19 protein-coding genes and 1 tRNA gene are annotated in these 19,703 nt (G+C 45.4%); 6 read left to right on the top strand and 14 right to left on the bottom strand.

Translation table 11 applies throughout. From position 1 onward, the window contains the following. Positions 1 to 29 precede the first annotated feature (29 nt). Complete coding sequence (gene purD / locus BFP72_RS16035) at positions 30 to 1,313, bottom strand: phosphoribosylamine--glycine ligase (protein ID WP_099600101.1); 1,284 nt, start codon at positions 1,311 to 1,313, stop codon at positions 30 to 32. Between the two features lie 82 nt (positions 1,314 to 1,395). Continuing rightward, positions 1,396 to 3,579 (bottom strand): DNA helicase RecQ, encoded by a 2,184-nt coding sequence (recQ, locus tag BFP72_RS16030; RefSeq protein ID WP_099600100.1) that lies wholly within the window; start codon positions 3,577 to 3,579, stop codon positions 1,396 to 1,398. Positions 3,580 to 3,756: 177 nt separating this feature from the next. On the opposite strand from recQ, the gene BFP72_RS16025 reads away from it, so the two are divergent. Continuing rightward, positions 3,757 to 4,833 (top strand): mannose-1-phosphate guanylyltransferase, encoded by a 1,077-nt coding sequence (locus tag BFP72_RS16025; RefSeq protein WP_099600099.1) that lies wholly within the window; start codon positions 3,757 to 3,759, stop codon positions 4,831 to 4,833. Positions 4,834 to 4,837: 4 nt separating this feature from the next. Here the strand turns inward: BFP72_RS16025 and rlmB are convergent, their stop codons facing one another. Both rlmB and BFP72_RS16015 read right to left on the bottom strand, forming a co-directional pair. Next, on the bottom strand, positions 4,838 to 5,614 hold the full coding sequence (rlmB, locus tag BFP72_RS16020; RefSeq protein ID WP_099600098.1) for a 23S rRNA (guanosine(2251)-2'-O)-methyltransferase RlmB: 777 nt from the start codon (positions 5,612 to 5,614) through the stop codon (positions 4,838 to 4,840). Then, on the bottom strand, positions 5,593 to 6,777 hold the full coding sequence (locus tag BFP72_RS16015) for a GWxTD domain-containing protein (protein WP_099600097.1): 1,185 nt from the start codon (positions 6,775 to 6,777) through the stop codon (positions 5,593 to 5,595). Before BFP72_RS16015 ends, rlmB begins: the two co-directional genes overlap by 22 nt. Before the next feature lie 57 nt (positions 6,778 to 6,834). On the opposite strand from BFP72_RS16015, the gene BFP72_RS16010 reads away from it, so the two are divergent. The 5 genes from BFP72_RS16010 to BFP72_RS15990 all read left to right on the top strand — a co-directional run bounded on the left by BFP72_RS16010 (position 6,835) and on the right by BFP72_RS15990 (position 10,435). Next, a complete protein-coding gene (locus BFP72_RS16010) occupies positions 6,835 to 7,608 on the top strand; it encodes a bifunctional 2-polyprenyl-6-hydroxyphenol methylase/3-demethylubiquinol 3-O-methyltransferase UbiG (RefSeq protein WP_099600096.1) in 774 nt (257 codons plus the stop codon). Between the two features lie 142 nt (positions 7,609 to 7,750). After that, positions 7,751 to 7,825, top strand: a tRNA-Val gene (locus BFP72_RS16005). 171 nt (positions 7,826 to 7,996) lie between these two features. Continuing rightward, positions 7,997 to 8,956, top strand: a complete 960-nt coding sequence (locus tag BFP72_RS16000; RefSeq protein ID WP_099600095.1) for a hypothetical protein — start codon at positions 7,997 to 7,999, stop codon at positions 8,954 to 8,956. Beyond that, on the top strand, positions 8,953 to 9,402 hold the full coding sequence (locus BFP72_RS15995; protein ID WP_143520103.1) for a GreA/GreB family elongation factor: 450 nt from the start codon (positions 8,953 to 8,955) through the stop codon (positions 9,400 to 9,402). Before BFP72_RS16000 ends, BFP72_RS15995 begins: the two co-directional genes overlap by 4 nt. Positions 9,403 to 9,691: 289 nt before the next feature. After that, positions 9,692 to 10,435 carry a GIN domain-containing protein gene (locus tag BFP72_RS15990; protein ID WP_099600093.1) on the top strand — a complete coding sequence of 248 codons (744 nt, stop codon included), beginning with the start codon at positions 9,692 to 9,694 and terminating at the stop codon, positions 10,433 to 10,435. An 84-nt stretch (positions 10,436 to 10,519) separates the two neighbouring features. Here BFP72_RS15990 and hisIE read toward each other — a convergent pair whose 3' ends face one another. The 10 genes from hisIE to BFP72_RS15940 all read right to left on the bottom strand — a co-directional run bounded on the left by hisIE (position 10,520) and on the right by BFP72_RS15940 (position 19,541). Then, positions 10,520 to 11,113 (bottom strand): bifunctional phosphoribosyl-AMP cyclohydrolase/phosphoribosyl-ATP diphosphatase HisIE, encoded by a 594-nt coding sequence (gene hisIE / locus BFP72_RS15985; protein ID WP_073121202.1) that lies wholly within the window; start codon positions 11,111 to 11,113, stop codon positions 10,520 to 10,522. Between the two features lie 71 nt (positions 11,114 to 11,184). Continuing rightward, positions 11,185 to 11,940, bottom strand: a complete 756-nt coding sequence (gene hisF / locus BFP72_RS15980) for an imidazole glycerol phosphate synthase subunit HisF (RefSeq protein WP_099600092.1) — start codon at positions 11,938 to 11,940, stop codon at positions 11,185 to 11,187. Continuing rightward, positions 11,930 to 12,649, bottom strand: a complete 720-nt coding sequence (gene hisA / locus BFP72_RS15975) for a 1-(5-phosphoribosyl)-5-[(5-phosphoribosylamino)methylideneamino]imidazole-4-carboxamide isomerase (RefSeq protein WP_099600091.1) — start codon at positions 12,647 to 12,649, stop codon at positions 11,930 to 11,932. The genes hisF and hisA overlap by 11 nt, the downstream gene beginning before the upstream one ends. Positions 12,650 to 12,827: 178 nt before the next feature. Next, on the bottom strand, positions 12,828 to 13,415 hold the full coding sequence (gene hisH / locus BFP72_RS15970) for an imidazole glycerol phosphate synthase subunit HisH (RefSeq protein ID WP_099600090.1): 588 nt from the start codon (positions 13,413 to 13,415) through the stop codon (positions 12,828 to 12,830). Beyond that, the gene (gene hisB, locus BFP72_RS15965; protein ID WP_099600089.1) at positions 13,412 to 14,545 is read right to left on the bottom strand and encodes a bifunctional histidinol-phosphatase/imidazoleglycerol-phosphate dehydratase HisB; all 1,134 of its coding nucleotides are present in this window, start codon (positions 14,543 to 14,545) and stop codon (positions 13,412 to 13,414) included. Before hisB ends, hisH begins: the two co-directional genes overlap by 4 nt. A gap of 38 nt (positions 14,546 to 14,583) precedes the next feature. Then, positions 14,584 to 15,621 (bottom strand): histidinol-phosphate transaminase, encoded by a 1,038-nt coding sequence (hisC, locus tag BFP72_RS15960; protein ID WP_099600088.1) that lies wholly within the window; start codon positions 15,619 to 15,621, stop codon positions 14,584 to 14,586. Positions 15,622 to 15,627: 6 nt separating this feature from the next. After that, positions 15,628 to 16,923, bottom strand: coding sequence for a histidinol dehydrogenase (gene hisD, locus BFP72_RS15955; protein WP_099600087.1), 1,296 nt, complete (start codon positions 16,921 to 16,923; stop codon positions 15,628 to 15,630). After that, positions 16,920 to 17,777: an ATP phosphoribosyltransferase gene (gene hisG, locus BFP72_RS15950; RefSeq protein ID WP_073121800.1), complete on the bottom strand. Its 858-nt coding sequence runs from the start codon at positions 17,775 to 17,777 to the stop codon at positions 16,920 to 16,922. Before hisG ends, hisD begins: the two co-directional genes overlap by 4 nt. A gap of 268 nt (positions 17,778 to 18,045) precedes the next feature. Continuing rightward, positions 18,046 to 18,792: a ZIP family metal transporter gene (locus tag BFP72_RS15945; protein ID WP_099600086.1), complete on the bottom strand. Its 747-nt coding sequence runs from the start codon at positions 18,790 to 18,792 to the stop codon at positions 18,046 to 18,048. Further along, on the bottom strand, positions 18,789 to 19,541 hold the full coding sequence (locus BFP72_RS15940) for a bifunctional 2-polyprenyl-6-hydroxyphenol methylase/3-demethylubiquinol 3-O-methyltransferase UbiG (protein ID WP_099600085.1): 753 nt from the start codon (positions 19,539 to 19,541) through the stop codon (positions 18,789 to 18,791). The genes BFP72_RS15945 and BFP72_RS15940 overlap by 4 nt, the downstream gene beginning before the upstream one ends. Positions 19,542 to 19,703 lie beyond the last annotated feature (162 nt).

The following is a 19,703-nucleotide window of genomic DNA, read 5'->3' as shown; positions in this document are numbered from 1 at the left end:
ATAGGGTCGATCACTGATGCTACGAGAAGTTATGAAATGTATTTTAGGAGATCTTGACCGATATCTTTTCTGTAATTCATTCCTTCCCATTGGATCTTGTTTAGGTTAGCATAGGATAGGTCGAGAGCGTCTTGAATAGAGCTGCCTAGAGCAGTAGAAGTCAATACTCGTCCTCCATTGGTCAAAATGGCATTTCCTTCTGGTATAGTCCCTGCATGGAATATGATGCCTTCGGTCACAGAGTCGATTCCCGAGATTGGTAGCCCCTTGGGGTACGAACCCGGATATCCTGCAGATACGGCGACTACTGTGGTAGCCGTTTCGTTACCGATTTCGATTTTTTCGTTTTTGAGTTCTTTTTTCCCAGCGGCAATGAGGTGCTGGAGCAGATCAGATTTGATGCGTGGCAATACAGCTTCTGTTTCTGGGTCACCCATGCGTACATTGTATTCGATGACATTAGGCTCACCGTCTTTATTCATCAGTCCGATGAAGATGAAACCGACATAGTCGATGTTGTCTTTTTCTAAGCCTTCGACGGTAGGTTTGATGACTTTTTCTTCGACATTTTTCATGAAAGCTGCATCTGCGAAAGGTACAGGAGAGACAGCGCCCATTCCACCTGTATTAGGGCCAGTATCGCCTTCGCCGATACGCTTGTAGTCCTTTGCTTCGGGTAGGATAAGATAGTCTTTGCCATCGGTCAGTACAAAAACCGACAGTTCAATACCGTGAAGATATTCTTCGATGAGGACTTTGCTACTTGCCTCGCCAAATTTGCCCGCGAGCATTTCATCGAGTGTGTTTTCTGCTTCTTGGATGTCTTCTGTAATGATGACGCCTTTGCCTGCGGCGAGTCCATCGGCTTTGAGGACATAAGGTGCCTCTACTTCTTTGAGGAATGCCTTTCCCTCTGCGATGTTGTCTTTTGTGATGGTTTTGGATCCCGCAGTGGGGACTCCATGTCGCTGCATGAACTCCTTGGAGAAGTCTTTGCTGCCTTCCAATCGAGCGCCCGTCTCGTCAGGCCCTACGAGGAGGATGTCTTGGAGAGCTTCGGTAGTGGCAAAATAGTTTCGAATGCCCTTGACGAGTGGCTCTTCTGGTCCAACTACTACGAGTTCAATGTTGTGTTCTAGTACAGCTTGACCTATTTTTTCAAAATCATTGACGCCATATGGCAAGTTGGTGGCAAGATCTTGTGTGCCTGCATTGCCGGGTGCAGCATAGACTTGACCACAAAGTGGACTTTGTTTGATCTTCCAGATTAGTGTGTGTTCTCTGCCTCCAGCTCCTATGACAAGTACATTCATATTCTATGTTTCTTTGTATCAATGCCACAAAATTAATTGAAATAACTTATCGGAGACTAGACGTGCCGATTATTACAAAGATTTAATTGGCATATTCGGAGATGAACTTAATACGCATCAACCTCACTTCATCTTCGGAGTACCCATCATCTTCGAGCTCATCCATGGCGACCTCCAAATCATCAGTGTCAGCAGTAAGGAAGTAGTCCAAAAGATCATCCTGACGATCTTCATCAATGAACGAATCGATATAGTAGTCCAAGTTCAATTTGGTGCCTGAGAAGCAGATATGCTCGATCTCGTCAAGTACTTTGTCAAAGGACATGTTTTTGATTTCTGCTATTTCTTCCAAATCCACTTTTCGGTCAATTTGCTGGATCAAGAATATCTTGATTTTGGATTTGTTGACGGCTGACTTGATGACAACATCTGAGGCCGTCGTGAGGTCATTGTCGCTCACATACGTGGAAATGAGATCTATGAATGGCTTTCCAAATTTCATCACCTTACCCATACCTACTCCGTTGATTTGGGCCAAATCTTCGTTGCTGGTAGGATAAGTAGTGGCCATTTCTTCTAGCGATGGGTCCTGAAAGATGACATAGGGCGGAAGGTTTTTTTGTTTGGCGACTTTTTTTCGCAAGTTTTTGAGCAATTCGAAAAGCTCAGCGTCGTGAGCCTTGCCTGCAGGCTCTTCTTTGCTTTCTAGTTCTTCTACCATGTAGTCATGGTCTTTGGATAGCTCGATGGAGTAGGGAGTGTTTAAGAAATCATGTCCCTTGGCAGTGACTTTGAGTACCCCTATGTTTTCAATGTCTTTTTCTAGAAATTCATTGATGAGCGTTTGTCTTACGACTGACCTCCAAAACACCTCTGTCTCACTGCTGCCCACTCCAAATACATCGAGAGTGTTGTGATCATAGCTTTTGACATACTGGCTCTCGATACCTCTGGCTACATCTACGATATGCTTGATACCAAAGCGCTCTTCTGTTTTGAGAGCAATGTCAATCGCATGTTTGATAAATTCCTGTCCTTCAAAAAGCTCTTTGGGATGCGAACAGTTGTCACAGAGCCCCTTGTCTGTACAGTCAGAGTCCGTATATTCTTCGCCAAAATAATGTAGGAGTTGTCGTCGGCGGCAGACGGATGATTCTGCATAAGAAGACATTTCCTCCAAGAGCAATTTGGCGTTTTCTCGTTCGGTGACAGGTTTGTCTTTGTTGAATTTTTCTAGTTTGATGATGTCGTCAAGGCTGTAAAACATGATGCACTTACCTTCTAGTCCATCACGGCCGGCCCTTCCTGTTTCTTGGTAATAACCTTCTAGTGACTTGGGAGTGTCATAGTGAATCACGAAACGGACATCTGGCTTGTCAATTCCCATCCCAAAAGCGATTGTTGCTACGATTACGTCGACATCCTCGTTGAGGAAGTCATCTTGATTTTTCATTCGGACAGAGGCGTCTAGACCGGCATGATAGGGTGCTGCATTGATGTCATTGACTTTCAGCAACTCTGCGATTTCTTCTACTTTTTTGCGACTCAAGCAATAGATGACACCAGATTTGTTTTTGTGTTCTTTGACGAAGCGTATGAGCTGCTTCTTGACATCCACTTTGGGGCGAATCTCGTAATAAAGGTTTTGCCTGTTAAACGAGGATTTGAAAACATCGGCATCCTCCATTTGTAGGTTTTTTTGGATGTCAAGCTGGACCTTTGGTGTCGCAGTGGCAGTGAGTGCTATCACGGGGATAGAACCAAGCTGTTCGACGATGGATTTGATACGTCTATATTCTGGACGGAAATCATGTCCCCATTCTGAAATGCAGTGCGCTTCGTCTATCGCTACGAAGGATATTTTGGCTTGACTCAAAAACGCCACATTTTCCTCTTTGGTGAGAGATTCTGGAGCGACATATAGGAGCTTGATTTCTCCAGCTAGTGTTTCTTTTTTGACGCGTTTGATTTCGGTCTTGTTGAGCGTCGAATTCAAAAACTGGGCATTGATCCCAAAAGCATTCAACTGATCTACCTGATTTTTCATCAGAGCAATGAGGGGAGAGATGACTATCGCTGTACCCTCTTGTATGATCGCAGGGAGTTGGTAGCACAATGATTTGCCAGCACCCGTTGGCATCAACACAAACGTGTTTCGGCCACTCATGATGTTTTTGATGATTTCTGCCTGATTCCCTCGGAAATTACTGAATCCGAAAGTCTCTTTCAGTTGCTCACGAAGCAGTTCCTCCTGATTAACAACCATTTGTCTTCACTATTTGTCATTCATAATTTAACTAAAATCGACGTGGTTTGGTCAATCTAGGGTCAATTATGTTTGGGTTAACAATTATTAAACTCTATTCCAATAAAATAATTTGTCTTTCAGAGACTCATTAATACGTGACTGGTATATTTGCGTTTAAGAAAACGGATTTAACTCATGAACGCAAACGTACACATCGTCATAATGGCTGGTGGGGTTGGAAGCAGATTTTGGCCTTACAGTAGAAACTCAAGACCCAAACAATTCATTGACGTCATGGGTATAGGGAAGTCGCTATTGCAAATGACCTACGAGAGGTTTTTGTCAGTTTCAAACAAAGATAATATAATCGTAGTTACAAACCATGACTATGCAGACTTAGTCAAAGAGCAATTGCCGGAACTGTCTGAGGATCAAATTCTATGTGAGCCTAAGCGCCGAAATACTGCCCCTTGCATTGCCTATGCTGCATATAAGATTCATAAGAAGGATCCCAAAGCTGTGATGGTAGTGACGCCAGCAGATCATGTGGTGCTTCAAGAGGAGCGATTTAGCCGAGTAGCCACTGTGGCGATAGATGCCGCGACCGATACGGACAAGATTGTCACAGTAGGAATCAAGCCTACCCGGCCCGAGACGGGATATGGGTATATTCAATACATCGAAAAGAGTGAAGGGGCTGTCAAGCCTGTCAAAACTTTTACGGAAAAGCCCGAACTTGAACTAGCCAAAACATTTTTGGAAAGCGGAGATTTTGTATGGAATGCGGGAATTTTTGTCTGGTCTACCGAGACTATTACGGATGCCTTTTCGGCCTTTTTACCAGACATAGCTGATACTTTCGAAGAGGGGAGTAGTGTGTACTATACCGCGGACGAACAAGATTTCATCAACCGTGTGTACCCTTCTTGTCAAAACATTTCTATCGATTATGGTATTTTAGAAAAATCCTCTAATGTACATGTCATTGAGGGGGATTTCGATTGGTCGGATTTGGGTACTTGGAACTCTTTGCACGAGGCTCGAGAGAAAGATGAATCGGAGAATGTCATCGATGGTGAGGTTATGGTTTTTGACTGCAAGGACTCGATCATCAAAAGTGAATCGGGTAGACTGGTGGTGCTGGATAATCTTGATGGCTATCTAGTAGGGGATTTCAAAGATGTACTGATTGTTTGCAAAAAAGATAACGAGGGTAAGTTTAGAGAGTATGTAGCTCAAGTAAAAACAGAAAAGGGAGAGAAGTACTTATAGTACTTTAACCTCTTTGTCTCATACTCTCAAACAATACGACTCCAGCTGCTACAGATACGTTGAGGGATTGGATACTGCCTATGATTGGGATTTTGAGTTTGAGGTCTGCTGCTTCTAATAACTCATCCGAAATACCGTCTTCTTCAGATCCCATGATGATAGCTGTAGGGATGCTCAAATCTGATTCATAAATTAGCTGGTCAGACTTTTCTGTACAGGCAATGACTTGAAAACCACTATCCTTGAGGTACTTTATGGATTCTAGAAGGTTATTTTCCTTAGCGATAGAGAGGTAGTTCATCGCACCTGCAGAGGTTTTGACCGCATCACTGTTGATTGCTGCGCCACCTTTGGACGGTACTACGATTCCATTGACACCTGCACATTCGGCTGTCCGACAGATGGCTCCAAAGTTGCGTACATCAGTGATTCGGTCGAGGATCAAGACGAGCGGAGCGAGTCCGTTTTCATAGCTGGTCGCCACGATATTGTGAAGAGCTACAAAATCGACTGGAGAGATAAAAGCGACAACTCCTTGATGATTTTTTTTAGTGAAGCGATCGAGTTTTTCGGCAGGTACCCGAGCGATACTAATCATGGTCCCACGGACAAGGGATAGCAACTCTTTGACAAGCTCATTGTCAATTCCTTTTTGGAGAAACAATTTGTCAATTGTTTTGCCAGCTTTGATTGTTTCAATCACAGCACGGGTGCCGAAGATCATGTTTTCATCTTTGGGTGCTGAGGGCTTTTTGTAGGTTATGAATTTCCTGTTCTCCATTTTTTTATTTCGCTATACCAGACACCCGAATACTCCATGGCTCGAATGAGCACATAGTGATGTTGAGTGAATAAATTAACTTGTTTGGCAAAAGTAAAGCTAATCTCCCCCTCAAAGCGTTGATATTTCCAAATTTCTTCCTGTTCACTTCGGCTTACTTGGTCCGGAGGTCCATATACCGTATAGATCATGCCTGGATCTGTTTTCCACCCTGTTTTGTAGGTGGTAAACAAGGTATTGGCTTCTTCGATCCGGTCGTAGTATTTTTTGATAGTCTCAGAGGCCTTTTTTTTGGAGGGAATGATCTTTAACCAAAAGTCCTCAAAGGCCTTTTTGCGGTTTTCTGCGGAGAGGATGTTTTGATATTCTTCACGTGTGCAGATGTAGACGAGAGGTTGGACGATGTCTTCGATGGTTTTGAGGTTAGGGAATCCTACGATTTGGCTCAGGCAGGATTGTCCTCTGTTTGAGCTAGAATCCTTTTGTACGAAGTACAAGGTGTTTTCAAGCGAGAGAGCAAAAGTAGATGGAATTGTAGAGTACTGGTGTATTTCGAGACTATTGGCAGCAGAGTCTGGCGGACGAGTAGCCATAGGAGGCAAAGCATGACTGAAGGCGTCATGGTACTCATACAAGTGAAAGAGCGGGGAGTTGTCGAGACTGACAATCTCAATGGTGTCACCAGTAGTCATGACGTCCAAGATCGAGGTAGTGTCTTGTGGAGTCAAGACGAAGCTGGCCAATGGTATGTCGCAGGCTGCATGAACGGGGAGGTCAAAATAGTAGGACTTGTCGTGGTAGTCGAAAGCAATGATAAGGTAATTGTGGGTCTGAGGGATGTGCACCGTCAGGTCGTGAGATTCTCCGAGGACTAACCTATGTGATTTTGAAACTGTAGAAGTAAGTACACGATGTTTGGACGAGGTGAATTTCTCTTGAGAGAGCAAGCGGAAATTTTCAAGCTGGTCTCTCCCTGAGTTTCTTTTGTATCGTGCCGAGAGGATGATACGGTGTAGTGTGTCTTGTTTGGCGATTTGGTAACTGAATCGCACGCCTGATTTTTTATAGTATGGACTGTAGTCCATTTTAGAAAGATCGATTCCTTGGGAGAGGAGTGGAGTGAGGACTAGAAAAAAGAGAGTCAGATGTTTGGCTATTGGCATGCTCTAAATATATGATTTTTTCATGTTTTGAGATCATTAATACTTTAGTTTTGCTGGATGTCGACATTCACAACAGAAATAGCTTCGGACAAAATTGTTTCGGACAACCCGATACATCAGCGCCTATTGAAGGCTTATTATGAAGCCATGCCTTTCGTGTCAGGCAAGGTGCTCGAGCCCGGATGTGGAGAAGGGAGAGGGATAGAATTGCTCTCACCACAAGCGGAAGAATATGTAGCTTTGGATAAGATACAAGAGGTGATTGACGTGCTGAAGGAGAAGTACACAGGAGTGGATTTTCGTCAAGCAGTTTTTCCGCCTTTCGATGGGGTCGCTTCGGACAGCTTTGATGTGGTGATTAGTTTTCAAGTCATTGAGCATATTCAAAATGATAAGCTTTTCTTGGAGGAGATTCATCGTGTGCTTAGACCAGGAGGAATAGCGATCATTACCACTCCCAACATTAAAATGTCGCTTTCGAGAAACCCATGGCACATTCGCGAATACACCAGTACCGAGCTGAAAGAATTGGCTCTGGGGGTTTTTTCGAAGGTGGAAATGAAAGGAATTGCGGGGAACGAAAAAGTGATGACTTATCATGAGCAAAATAGGGCTTCTGTCAATCGGATCATGCGCTTCGATGTTTTCAATTTGCAGCACAAATTACCTGCACAGCTGTTGAGGATTCCTTATGAAATACTCAACCGATTCAACCGAAACAAGCTCCAAGGGCAAGATGCAGGCCTAGTGGCTGAAATCCACCATGATGATTATTTTTTGGCGGATGAGTCGGATCAAAATTTAGATTTGTTTTGTGTCTTGACTAAGTGAGCAACTAAAGCCAATTTGAACCAGATAGTCCACTCAACAAGAAGTTTGGAGATGTGCTTCTATTAATTATTATTTTGGGGCTGCCCTATTTGTTATTCAAATTGTTTGGGTGATATTTGCGGCTCGGTTACCGAAACTAAATGGGGTATTAGCTCAGCTGGTTTAGAGCGCTGCCTTGACAGGGCAGAGGTCACTGGTTCGAATCCAGTATGTCCCACACCTTTCTTTTGCCAACCACTATTCGATGGTTGGCATTTTTATTTTAACCCTACCTGTCTTTGGATCTCAATGTTTTGTTTCTGTAAAGCAGGGATGACTAAAATCGTTTTGAAAATCATTAATTTGTAGGATGAAACAATTGCTGGCAGTTCTTTTATGTTCTTTCTCCATGGCGCAAGCACAAACGGTGGTCGATTCGACTGCTTCATTGCGGGGTATATCGGTGTATAGTCAAGATATTATCTGGGTCGGAGGGAGTGGTGGTACGCTTGCCAAAACCACAGATGGCGGGAGTACATGGACTAGAGTAGTAATCCCAGACACGGATACCATGGATTTTAGAGACGTAGAAGTACTGACTCCTACAGAGATCGTGGTGATGAGTGCAGGAGAGGGCACTAAGTCCAACTTGTACCGTAGCGAAGATGGTGGGGAGTCTTGGGACCTTGTATATGCCAATCGTTTTCCACAGGGTTTTTTCAATGGATTTTCATTCTCTGATTCCAAAAATGGTGTATTGACTGGAGACCCGGTAGATGGCAAGCTATTTGTGCTTAAAACAACCAATGGTGGAAAAACATGGAAGCGTGTGAACCCAAGCAAATTGCCGTTGATGGCTCAAGGTGAAATCGGAGGGTTTTCTGGAAGTGGGAGCCATTTGTACCTAGGAGATGATTTTTTTGTGAATGGTACGGGAGGGCGTATGGCGAGAGTATTGAAAGCGAATAAGAGTTTGACAATGTGGAAGCCGATTTATGTGCCATTTATACAAGGAGAATCCAGCCAAGGAATTTATTCAATGGATTTTTGTGATGATCTACATGGAGTAGCCGTAGGAGGGGATTATACAAAAGAGCATGAGGGAATTGACAATGTGATGGTGACAGAGGATGGAGGAGAAGTATGGGTGCCTGCTGATAATTTTCCTGTATATCAGTCTTCGGTTCGCTTTGTGACTTGCGAGATGGTTGTATCTACGGGACCAGGAGGGAGCTATCAGTCGGCTGATGGAGGGTTTGTTTGGCACAAGATGGACTATGACGGGTATCATACGCTAGATGTAGGGCAGGACGGAAGTATATGGGCTGCTGGAAGCAACGGCAGGGTAGAGAAGATAGAATTAAAGTGACCAAGAAAGAACAAGTGTACCGCGCCTGTATGGATATGCTGGCAGGAAAGATAGAGATTGCCCAATCAGGAATGAAAGCGGCACAGGACTCTGCCAATAACGAAACCAAGTCTTCGGCAGGGGATAAATATGAGACCGGGAGAGCCATGAGTCAAAATGAGCGAGACATGTACGCCAAGCAGCTCACCGAACTCTTGCACCAGCAAAAGATGCTCAAAACGATTGATCCCCAAAAAAGAAATCAGACCGTTGAATCAGGGACTTTGCTTCGAACAGAAAAGGGGATATTCTTTTTGTCAGTTGGTTTGGGGTTGGTCAAAGTAGGGTCACTACAGGTCATGGCCATATCACCCTTGTCTCCGATTGCGCAGTTGATTTTGGGTAAAACCACTGGAGATGATTTTGAGTGGATGAGCCAGGTTCAGACGATTCTGGAGTTGGAATAAAAAAGTAACGGCACCATGAACATGGTACCGTCAGCAGCATTTATTCGAGAAAAATTATCTTTAAAACCTAGGTTTAGGTGTTGTTTAATGACAATTCAAAGGTGGGTATAATGCCTCCCAGGTTCAATACCCATAATTGGGTATATTTGTTTTAGCGCCTTTGTTTTGCTTCTGATCGACTAGATCTCAAAGCGTTATTTCGTGTATTCATGCCATTCTTGTTTTTAGTATGGCATACTTCTTGTCTACCTCCATCTCACATAATAGTTAATCGAAAAACACCAGTGAGATGAATGTATATAAGAAACAAATAATAGGATGGGCTTTGTCTACGGTATTGGTAGTGGGCTTGTTTTCATGTGATGACGAAATTGACGCTTCGTCAACAGTCACCACAGAGGAAATTACGGTAGGGGATTTTCATGAAGTGGAAGTATCCAATGATTTTGATGTAGAAATTTTTGATGCAGAGGATAGTGATGAGTATGTCTTGATCGAATCCAACGAGAATTTGCACAAATATATCCAGGCATTTCAGGAAGAAGGGCGTCTCGTGATCCGAATGGATAAAGGGACGAACATTAGTGGACGTACTATTTTGAAAGCACGAGTCTATACGAATAAGCCCATAGAATATATTTCCGTATCAGGTGCTTCACGCTTGACTGCTAGTGACGTGATGTATGGAGACGATGTGACCTTTGAGTTGTCCGGAGCTAGTTTTTTACGAACCAATGTGGATTCGGTAAGTACGATGATTGCTCAAGTGACAGGAGGTTCCAATTTCGAAGTACAGGGCCAGGCCAATTCTATCGATGTGGAAGTGACTGGAGGGAGCCGTATTCAAGATGCTAGGTTGGAAGTGAATATGGCGAATGTGATATTGTCTGGAGGAAGTACGGCCGAAATGGCTATCCTCAAAGAAATCAGGTTGAGTGCCTCTGGGGCAAGTGTCCTAAAGTATGCAGGAGATGCGACGATTAAGGCTATCGATCTGACTAGTGGATCTACGATAGAGAAGTTGGATCAATGAGAGTAGAGCATGTCATAGAAAAGGTGCTCTCTATTGGGGTATGCCATAGGGAGCACCTTTTTTGATTCGAGTTCTTCTTTTAGCTTACTTGTGTCGTTCGTCCAATACCTTTACGACATCCTCTAGCGAGTAGCCTTTGGCTCTGAGGAGTATCAGGTAGTGGTACATCAAATCTGCCGACTCGTTGAGGAACAGGCCTTCGTCATTGTCTTTTGCCTCGATGACGACTTCTACAGCTTCTTCTCCTACTTTCTGAGCCACCTTATTGATGCCTTTTTTGAACAGAGAGGAGGTGTATGATTTTTCGTCTGGGTTGTCGTGACGGTCTTTGATGACTGCTTCTAGTTGAGAGAGAAAACCATAGCTTGCTTTGTTTTCTTCGCCCCAGCACGTGTCTGTTCCTTTGTGACAGGTAGGTCCGACTGGATTGACAGCTATCAATAGCGTATCATTGTCACAGTCTAGCTTGATGTCTTTTAGCTCTAGGAAGTTGCCACTTTCTTCGCCTTTGGTCCAGAGCCTTTGTTTGCTACGGCTGTAGAAGGTTACCTTGCCCGTTTCTTGGGTTTTAGTCAGTGCTTCTTGATTCATGTAGCCTAGCATCAGGACATTCTTTGTCTTAGCATCTTGAATGATCGCAGGTACTAGTCCATCAGTTTTTTCGAAATCTATATTCATAAGTATGTAGTCGTTAGTCGGAGTGTGTAGTCAATTGCCCTTTGGGTTTTTGTCTATTGTTCCAGACTGATTTATATTCTCATCGCTATTCCTTGCGATTTTAGTTCCTGTTTTAGTGTTGGGATTTCAATTTCTTTGAAATGAAATACGCTGGCGGCCAGTGCTGCATCTGCTTTGCCATGCACAAAGGTATCCGCAAAATCTTGAATACTCCCCGCTCCGCCTGAAGCGATGATCGGGATGTTGACCATATCGGACATTTTAGCCAGAGCTTCGTTGGCAAAGCCGGCTTTCGACCCATCGTGATCCATCGAGGTGAACAATATTTCGCCTGCACCACGGCTTTCTGCTTCGCGCACCCAGTCAAATAAATCCATCTCGGTAGGGACTTTCCCTCCTACCAAATGCACCTTCCAGTTGCCATCTATCTGTTTGGCATCCACGGCGAGTACGACGCACTGACTCCCAAACTGTGCAGCGAGTTCGTCGAGTACTTTGGGTTCTTTGACCGCCCACGAGTTGATCGATATCTTGTCTGCGCCACGATGCAACAGTGTGTATACATCTTCCACAGATTTGATTCCACCACCGACGGTGAATGGGATGTTGACTTTCTCGGCGACTTTCTCCACGAGCTCTGCGGTGGTTTTTCGGCCATCTCCAGTGGCGGTGATATCGAGGAAGACGAGTTCGTCGGCTCCTTGCTCCGAGTAGATCGCAGCAAGTTCGACAGGGTCTCCAGCGTCACGTAGGTTGACGAAGTTGACGCCCTTGACGGTACGGCCATCTTTGATGTCCAGACATGGGACGATTCTTTTAGTCAGCATATGCTTCGAGTTGTTTCAGTGAGATCTTGTTTTCGTAGATGGCTTTGCCGATGATGATGCCGTCCATTTTTAGTGCAGCTGCAGCCTCTACATCTGTGATGTCTTTGACACCACCGCTAGCGACTATCTTTTGTTTTGGAAATTCACGCATCAGGTCTTCGTACAAATCTACGGCGATTCCTTGCAACATACCGTCTTTGCTGATGTCTGTACAGACCATATACTGGTTGCCCATTGCTTCGTATTCTTTGATCAGGTCAAAAAGGTCTACTTGAGATTCTTCTTGCCAGCCGTTGATGGCGATCTTGCGATTGGTGGAGTCGGCACTGAGGATGATTTTTTCACTCCCAAACTTTTGGAGCCACTCACCGAATAAGTTTTTGTTTTCTAAGGCTACACTGCCGAGGTTGACCTGAGCAGCACCCGCATCAAAAGCGATATTGATGTCCTTGTCCGAACGAATACCTCCCCCAAAATCGACGATCAGCCCTGTGTGAGCAGTGATGCTTTCAAGTACTGCTGCATTTTTGATTTCACGAGCTTTCGACCCATCCAGATCTACGAGGTGGAGGTATTTGATGCCCGCCGCTTCGAATTTCTTAGCCACTTCGAGTGGATTTTCGTTGTATATTTTTTTCTGATCATAGTCACCCTTGGTGAGTCGGACACACTTGCCATCTATTAGATCTATTGCGGGTATTATTCTCATGGTTTAAAAAAGGCAATGGTCAATAGACCATAGTCCGTAGTTATTTCAGTGAATTTTTTAGTCCGAAAACATCTTGATGATTTCGGTTGCTCGTACATATATTTCATTAAACATTTTGTGATCAACTAATTCCCTTACTAGTGCCAGGTACAGGCAGTTGATAAGCTCTAATGTGGATCTACATCTCAATAAAATTCTTTAAAATCTGCTGGCCAAATGTCCCACTCTTTTCGGGGTGAAACTGGCAGCCATAGAAGTTGTCTTTGTGAAGTGCCGCACTGAAGGGGGTTGGATAGCTGGCTTTGGCAATGGTCCATTCCGAATCCGGTACGTAGTAGGAGTGCACAAAATACATGTACTCTTTCTCTTCCAGTCCGTTGAATATCGGTGTTTTCAACGCTTCGATTTGGTTCCATCCCATGTGTGGCACTTTCACTGTTCCTCCAGCGAACAACTTCACAGGCAAAGGAAATATACCGAGTCCTTGGGTGTTATTTTCTTCGGATGACTCACACATCATCTGCATGCCGAGACAGATACCTAGGAAGGGCTGCTTGGCGTTTTGGATCACCTCGATCAATCCGTAGTTTTCCAGTGCTTTCATCGAGCTACTTGCCTCACCTACGCCAGGGAAGATGATTTTGTCTGCGGATTGGATCTCTGCGGCATCTCGGCTTAGCATCGGCGTGATGCCCATGCGCTCCAGCGCAAACTTGACCGAGCGAACATTGCCAGCTCCGTAATCTATTATTACTACTTTACTCATAGCATCCCTTTGGTTGATGGCAGGATCATTTTGTCTTTGTCTTGTTTGACGGACATTTTGATGGCTTTCGCAAAAGCCTTGAAAATGCCTTCGATCTTGTGGTGTTCGTTGTCTCCTTCTGCTTTGATGTTGAGGTTGCACTTGGCTGCATCAGAGAAGGATTTGAAGAAGTGGAAGAACATCTCGGTAGGCATCTTGCCGACCATTTCGCGTTTGAACTCCGCATCCCATTCGATCCAGTTTCGTCCTCCGAAATCTAAGGCTACCTGACAGAGGCAATCGTCCATCGGTAGGCAGAAGCCGTACCTTTCGATTCCTTTTTTGTTGCCTAGCGCTTCGGCGATCGCCTCGCCGAGGGCTATGCCAGTGTCTTCGATCGTGTGGTGTTCGTCTACTTCGAGATCACCTTTGACTTGGATTTTGAGATCCAATAGTCCGTGTTTGGCGATCTGATCCAGCATGTGATCAAAGAACTTGATGCCCGTGTCGATATCGGCTTGGCCTGTGCCGTCTAGTTCCACTTCGATATCGATATCGGTTTCTTTGGTGGTACGCTTGACGGTACCCTTGCGTGAACCGCGACTGACGAGGTTGTAGATATCTTCCCAATCAGTGGTTGTCAGCGCGATGGAGGGTTGCAATTCTTCTACCTTGGTAGATATTTCATCAGCGCCCAGCCCTTCTTCTTGTTGGATGAAAATCGCCTTTGCACCCAAGTTTTTTGCCAATTCTACGTCTGTGATACGGTCACCGATCACGTATGAGTTGGTCAAGTCATAACTGCCATCCATGTACTCGGTGAGCATGCCAGTGCGCGGCTTGCGTGTCGGAGCATTGTCAGCAGGGAAGCTGCGGTCGATTTTGACTGCATCGAACTTTACTCCTTCGTTTTCAAATGCCTGCAGGCATTTGTTGTGCGCTGGCCAGAAGGTGTCTTCTGGAAAAGAGTCCGTGCCCAAACCGTCTTGGTTGGTGACCATGACGAGTTCATAACCGAGCTTGGCGATTTTGGCCATCCACTGGAATGCCCCAGGGTAGAATTCCAGTTTTTCCAGAGAGTCTAGTTGGTAGTCCACTGGAGGCTCCAATACGAGGGTGCCGTCTCTGTCGATGAATAGTACTTTTTTCATAATAGATATTTGGTCAACTTAGGTAGTCAACGGTTTCTTTATTTCTTTTCGTAGGCTGTTATTCCGTCCAGCAATCGCAGGTTTTCCTCGGGTGTACCGATGGTGAAACGAAGACAGCTGGCACACAAATGTTCTTTGGAGCGATTTCTTACGATCACTTTTCTCTCTAGTAAAAAATCATACAAAGCGTTGGCATTTTCGACCCGAGCGAGTACAAAGTTGGAGTCCGATGGGAACAACTCTTGGACACAAGGCGACTGAGCCAGTGCCGCTTCTACTTTCTTCTTTTCGTCCAGGATAATCGCCAGTTGCTTTTTGAATTCGTCCTCTTGGTTTAGCGCCTTCAGTGCCGCTTCTTGGGATAGCACATTGACGTTGTACGGAGGTTTGATGGCGTTGAGTACACGGACGATTTCTTCGGATGCAAAACACATACCTACTCTCAGGCCTGCCAACCCCCAAGCTTTGGACAGGGTCTGGCATACGATGAGGTTGGGGTAGCGGTCTAGCTCGGTGAGCCAAGAATCCGTCTCTGCAAAATCTATATATGCCTCATCAATCACGACGATTCCCTTTTTCAAATCCAGAATCTGACGAATCTCCTCTTTGTTGAGCAGATTGCCCGATGGGTTGTTAGGCGAGCAGATGAAGAACAGCTTGGTATGCTCGTCTGACGCAGCGATCATTTTTTTTGCGTCAAGCGAAAATCCTGCATCCAAATTGACTTTTCGAAGTTCCACGTCATTGATCTCTGACAAGACGGGGTACATGCCGTAGCTCGGATTGTGTGAGATGACATTGTCCACTTTGGGTTCGCAGAATGCGCGATAGATGAGATCCAGCACTTCATCGCTCCCATTTCCGAGTAGGATTTTCTCTGGTGCGATGTTTTTGATCTCACTTAGGCGTGCCTTGACGGGTTTTTGATAGGGGTCAGGGTAGCGATTGACGCCATTGTCAAACGGGTTTTCGTTGGCATCTAGATAGACCTCTGCTACGCTATCAAATTCGTCACGTGCCGAGCTGTAGGGCGTCAGCGACTGTATGTTCTTTCGTAAAAGACTTCTTATGTTCATGGCTTTTTATTCGCCTCGTGTTTTTAAATAATCTAACCGTACGGTGACGGCATTTTTGTGTGCGTCTAGCAGTTCGGCTGCCGCCATGTGTTCGATGGCAGGGCCTATATTTTGTATGCCTGTGGCCGTGATTTTCTGGAAGGTGATTTTCTTCATGAACGAATCCAAATTCACGCCGCTGTATGACTTGGCATAGCCATTGGTTGGTAGGGTATGATTGGTGCCCGAAGCATAATCTCCCGCGCTCTCCGGGGTGTAGTTGCCGATGAATACCGACCCTGCGTTCCGAACCTGATCAAGGTAGAAGTCCTCGTTTTGGACACAAAGGATGTAGTGCTCTGGCGCGTATTCGTTGATGAAGTCCACACAGTCCTGATCCTCTGCGATGCAGATGATTTTGGAGTTGGCGATGGCTTTTTGGGCGATCTCTTTGCGGGGCAGTACGGCGAGTTGCGCTTCCAATTCGGATTGGATCGCTGTGACTTGGCTCTCGCTTTTGATTACACAAATCACTTGACTATCGATCCCATGCTCGGCTTGGGATAGCAAATCAGATACGACGAAAGCCGGTACAGCGGTTTCATCTGCCATGACGAGCAGTTCTGATGGACCTGCAGGCATGTCTATTGCGACACCTAGTTGTGCGGCTCGCTGTTTGGCAGCTGTGACGTATTGGTTGCCTGGCCCGAAAATCTTGTCCACTTTTGGGATACTCTCTGTGCCGAAAGTCATCGCGCCGATGGCTTGGATGCCGCCGACTTTGTACACTTGCTTGACGCCCGCGTATTGCGCGGCGAAGAGAATCGCCGGGTTGACCGACCCGTCGGGTCCTGGGGGGGTGCAGAGTACGATTTCGTCGCATCCTGCTATTGTAGCGGGGATGGCAAGCATCAGTACGGTCGAAAACAAAGGGGCTGTCCCACCAGGGATGTATATTCCTACTTTTTGGATGCCTTTGGCTTCTTGCCAGCACACTACGCCAGGAGCCGTTTCGACTTCTACACGTCCAGGTTTTTGGGCGGCATGAAAGGTCTCGATGTTTTGGGCAGCCAATTGAATGGCCGCTTTGAGTTCGTCAGAGATGCGCTGCTCGGCCGTTTCGATTTCTTGATCCGAGACAACAGATGAAGACAACTGTGCCTTGTCGAACCGCTCGGTAAACGACAAGACAGCTTGGTCGCCATTTGCCTTGATCGCATCAAATACACCATCAACCGTGGACTGCAAGTTTTGCTGCTCGAGTACAGGGCGCTGTGTCAGTGCTGCCCATTCTGATTTTTTGGGATAGAGAGAGACAATCATAGTACCATTTTTTCGATTGGGACGATGAGGATTCCTTCTGCACCGGCAGCTTTCAGTTGGTCGATCACTTCCCAGAATTTTCCTTCCTCGATCACGGTGTGTACTGAGCTCCATCCTGCTTCTGCCAAGGGCAGTACCGTAGGGCTTCTCATCCCTGGGAGCATGTTGATCACACCATCGATTTTGTCATTGGGTACGTTCATGAGGACATACTTCGATTTTTTACCTTTTTGTACCGCATCCAGTCTGAATAGAAGGGTGTCCAGTAGTTCTTCTTGCTCTGGGGTTAATTTTTTGCTTTTGACCAAAACGGCTTCAGATATCAAGATTTGATCCGCTTCCTTGAGGCCGTTTTTAAACAAAGTACTGCCTGAGCTGACCAAGTCACAAATCCCTTCGGCCAAGCCGATGTTGGGAGCGATCTCTACGGATCCTTTGATGACGTGGATGTCGGCTTTCACGTTGTGTTGGTCAAGGTATTGCTGAAGGGTGTTGGGGTAGGAGGTAGCGATACGTTTGCCGTCGAAGTATTGTACGCCTTCATAGTCCAGTTCTTTGGGTACAGCAAGAGAGAGCTTACACTTAGAGAAACCGAGTTTTCTCACTACTTCTATATCGTTGCCTGCCTCGACCAGGAGGTTTTCGCCGACGATAGCAATGTCTGCCACACCATCTTCTACATATTGGGGGATATCACCATTTCTCAAATACAAAACATCCATCGGGAAGTTAGACGCGCTGGCCTTCAATTGATCTTTGCCATTGTCAATGTGAATGCCGCAGTTCTTCAATAGACCAATAGAGTCGTCGTTTAATCTTCCGGATTTCTGAACTGCGATTTTTAATGTGCTCATGTTTCTGTTTTTAAAGTCTGGGTGTTCTGGAAAGGGCAAAAAAAATCCCGTCCAAAATTAATCAGACGGGATTGATAAAAGTATTTTTTAGACACAACTATATCACCTCGCCTGAGCGTTTCATTGTATGGTGATGATGTTGTCTGTTTGTTGTCATAACTATTGCCGCAAATGTAGGAAAAATAACGGGTTTGCAAACGGCTCGATCGTGAATTATTTCAGAGAGTTTGTCGAGCAAGGATAGGTTTTGGATTGCCATTATATGGTTTTAAAAGATCATTTCTGAAAGGACAGCCAAGCCTGCACCAAAAAGGCTGATGATGAGTTTGCGTGAACTCCAGCGGTGTCCGGGGCTCGATTCCAAGAATATCGTCGTAGAGATATGGAGGAAGTTTCCCGAAACGAATGCAAACAATAGGACCATGCCTGTCGAGTCGAGCAATCCGAAATCTCCTAGAAAATGCCCCGTAAATACCCCGATTGGTGAGGCCAAAGCAAAGATCGTCAGCAAGATCAGTTGCGTCTTGCGAGACTTGTATTGGCAAGCGAGTACCGAGATCAGCGCCAAAGCTGCAGGGATTTTGTGAAAGATGATGCCTGCTAGTAGAGTGCCTTCGGTATGATCGGCATGTACGCTCCCGGGATGAGCGAGTAGCGTACCCTCGAGAAAACCGTGGACGCTGAGTGCGACCATGAGCGAGATGCTTTTGAGGGTCGTATGCCCTTCTTGCCCTTTGTGATGATGGTGCATGTGCCCGTGCTCTACGCCATCGGTGAAGTATTCTAGTACTTGTTGAAAAAAGAACCCTAGGAGTATGAATCCGCCTACGTGCAGGTGGTCTTCTCCTGCTTCGAATATCTCAGGTAGGATGTGGATGATGGTGACCGAAAATAGAAACGAGCCCGCAAACACGAGCAAGTGCTTGATGTTTTTGCTGATGATGTCTATGGAGTTGATCGCAAGGATACCTCCGAGGAAGGCGGACAAGAATAGGATTACGGCGCTTTTGATCATGCGGGTTTTTGGATCACAAAGATGAGACGATCGGATTTTTCTTTTTCGTAAGGAGCCAAACTATAGTCTCCGAATAAATCTAACACCTTAAGCCCATTTGCGTCGAAATAGTTCAAAAAATCTGTGCGGCGAATGGCTTTTACTTTTTCCATGTAATCAAAGTGCTGGCCGTGATCATCCACGGAGATGTTTTTGACGATGTATTGATCGTTGGTGTATTCGCGGCTGATCTTGAAGTGTATGTTGTCGATGGTTTTATCTTCTGCCTCGACGAGGTGATTGACCACCACATAGGGATTCAGGAAGTCGATCAGCAGTTTGCCTCCAGGCTTGAGTGAAGCAACCGTGGCACGGATCACGTCCAAGTTTTCGTCGATCGAGTCAAAATACCCAAAGGATGTGAACAGATTGAAGACATAATCAAAGGCCTCTGGTCGATAGATGTCTCGCATGTCGTGGATGTCGAAGTGCAGCGTGTTGTTCTCCTTTGTCTTGGCAAAGGTTATATTTTGCTCGGAGAGATCGACTCCAGTCACGTCAAAACCCTTTTCGTTGAGATAGATCGAATGACGGCCTTTGCCACAGGCTAGGTCTAGGATTTTGGCATTGGCCGAAAGGTCAAAGTATGTGATGAGGTTGTCTAGGAAACGACCTGCTTCAGTATAATCTCTGTTTTTGTATAAAATGTGGTAATAGATGGTGTCAAACCATTCATCAAACCATTCTTTTTTCTGCGCTTGTTTCTCCATTCGAGCGCAATATTAATGCGCAGGGCTAAGAAGACCTAGTCTTGCTAAGGATCGGCGTGTCGAAAAGCTGCTGAAAGCTTGTCATATGGTGGTGTTGATGAGAATATAATCACCTGATTAGATGATTCACATCATGTGGCTTGGCTCAAGGCACGTCAAAGA

Origin of the sequence: Reichenbachiella sp. 5M10, from assembly GCF_002742335.1 — a bacterium.
GTDB lineage: Bacteria > Bacteroidota > Bacteroidia > Cytophagales > Cyclobacteriaceae > Reichenbachiella.
This window is presented reverse-complemented; position numbering and strand designations above follow the sequence as displayed.

Coding starts and splice junctions, on each gene's coding strand:
- purD (WP_099600101.1), bottom strand. CDS start 1,313: ATGAATGTACTTGTCATAGGAGCTGGAGGCAGAGAACACACACTAATC.
- recQ (WP_099600100.1), bottom strand. CDS start 3,579: ATGGTTGTTAATCAGGAGGAACTGCTTCGTGAGCAACTGAAAGAGACT.
- BFP72_RS16025 (WP_099600099.1), top strand. CDS start 3,757: ATGAACGCAAACGTACACATCGTCATAATGGCTGGTGGGGTTGGAAGC.
- rlmB (WP_099600098.1), bottom strand. CDS start 5,614: ATGGAGAACAGGAAATTCATAACCTACAAAAAGCCCTCAGCACCCAAA.
- BFP72_RS16015 (WP_099600097.1), bottom strand. CDS start 6,777: ATGCCAATAGCCAAACATCTGACTCTCTTTTTTCTAGTCCTCACTCCA.
- BFP72_RS16010 (WP_099600096.1), top strand. CDS start 6,835: ATGTCGACATTCACAACAGAAATAGCTTCGGACAAAATTGTTTCGGAC.
- BFP72_RS16000 (WP_099600095.1), top strand. CDS start 7,997: ATGGCGCAAGCACAAACGGTGGTCGATTCGACTGCTTCATTGCGGGGT.
- BFP72_RS15990 (WP_099600093.1), top strand. CDS start 9,692: ATGAATGTATATAAGAAACAAATAATAGGATGGGCTTTGTCTACGGTA.
- hisIE (WP_073121202.1), bottom strand. CDS start 11,113: ATGAATATAGATTTCGAAAAAACTGATGGACTAGTACCTGCGATCATT.
- hisF (WP_099600092.1), bottom strand. CDS start 11,940: ATGCTGACTAAAAGAATCGTCCCATGTCTGGACATCAAAGATGGCCGT.
- hisA (WP_099600091.1), bottom strand. CDS start 12,649: ATGAGAATAATACCCGCAATAGATCTAATAGATGGCAAGTGTGTCCGA.
- hisH (WP_099600090.1), bottom strand. CDS start 13,415: ATGAGTAAAGTAGTAATAATAGATTACGGAGCTGGCAATGTTCGCTCG.
- hisB (WP_099600089.1), bottom strand. CDS start 14,545: ATGAAAAAAGTACTATTCATCGACAGAGACGGCACCCTCGTATTGGAG.
- hisC (WP_099600088.1), bottom strand. CDS start 15,621: ATGAACATAAGAAGTCTTTTACGAAAGAACATACAGTCGCTGACGCCC.
- hisD (WP_099600087.1), bottom strand. CDS start 16,923: ATGATTGTCTCTCTCTATCCCAAAAAATCAGAATGGGCAGCACTGACA.
- hisG (WP_073121800.1), bottom strand. CDS start 17,777: ATGAGCACATTAAAAATCGCAGTTCAGAAATCCGGAAGATTAAACGAC.
- BFP72_RS15945 (WP_099600086.1), bottom strand. CDS start 18,792: ATGATCAAAAGCGCCGTAATCCTATTCTTGTCCGCCTTCCTCGGAGGT.
- BFP72_RS15940 (WP_099600085.1), bottom strand. CDS start 19,541: ATGGAGAAACAAGCGCAGAAAAAAGAATGGTTTGATGAATGGTTTGAC.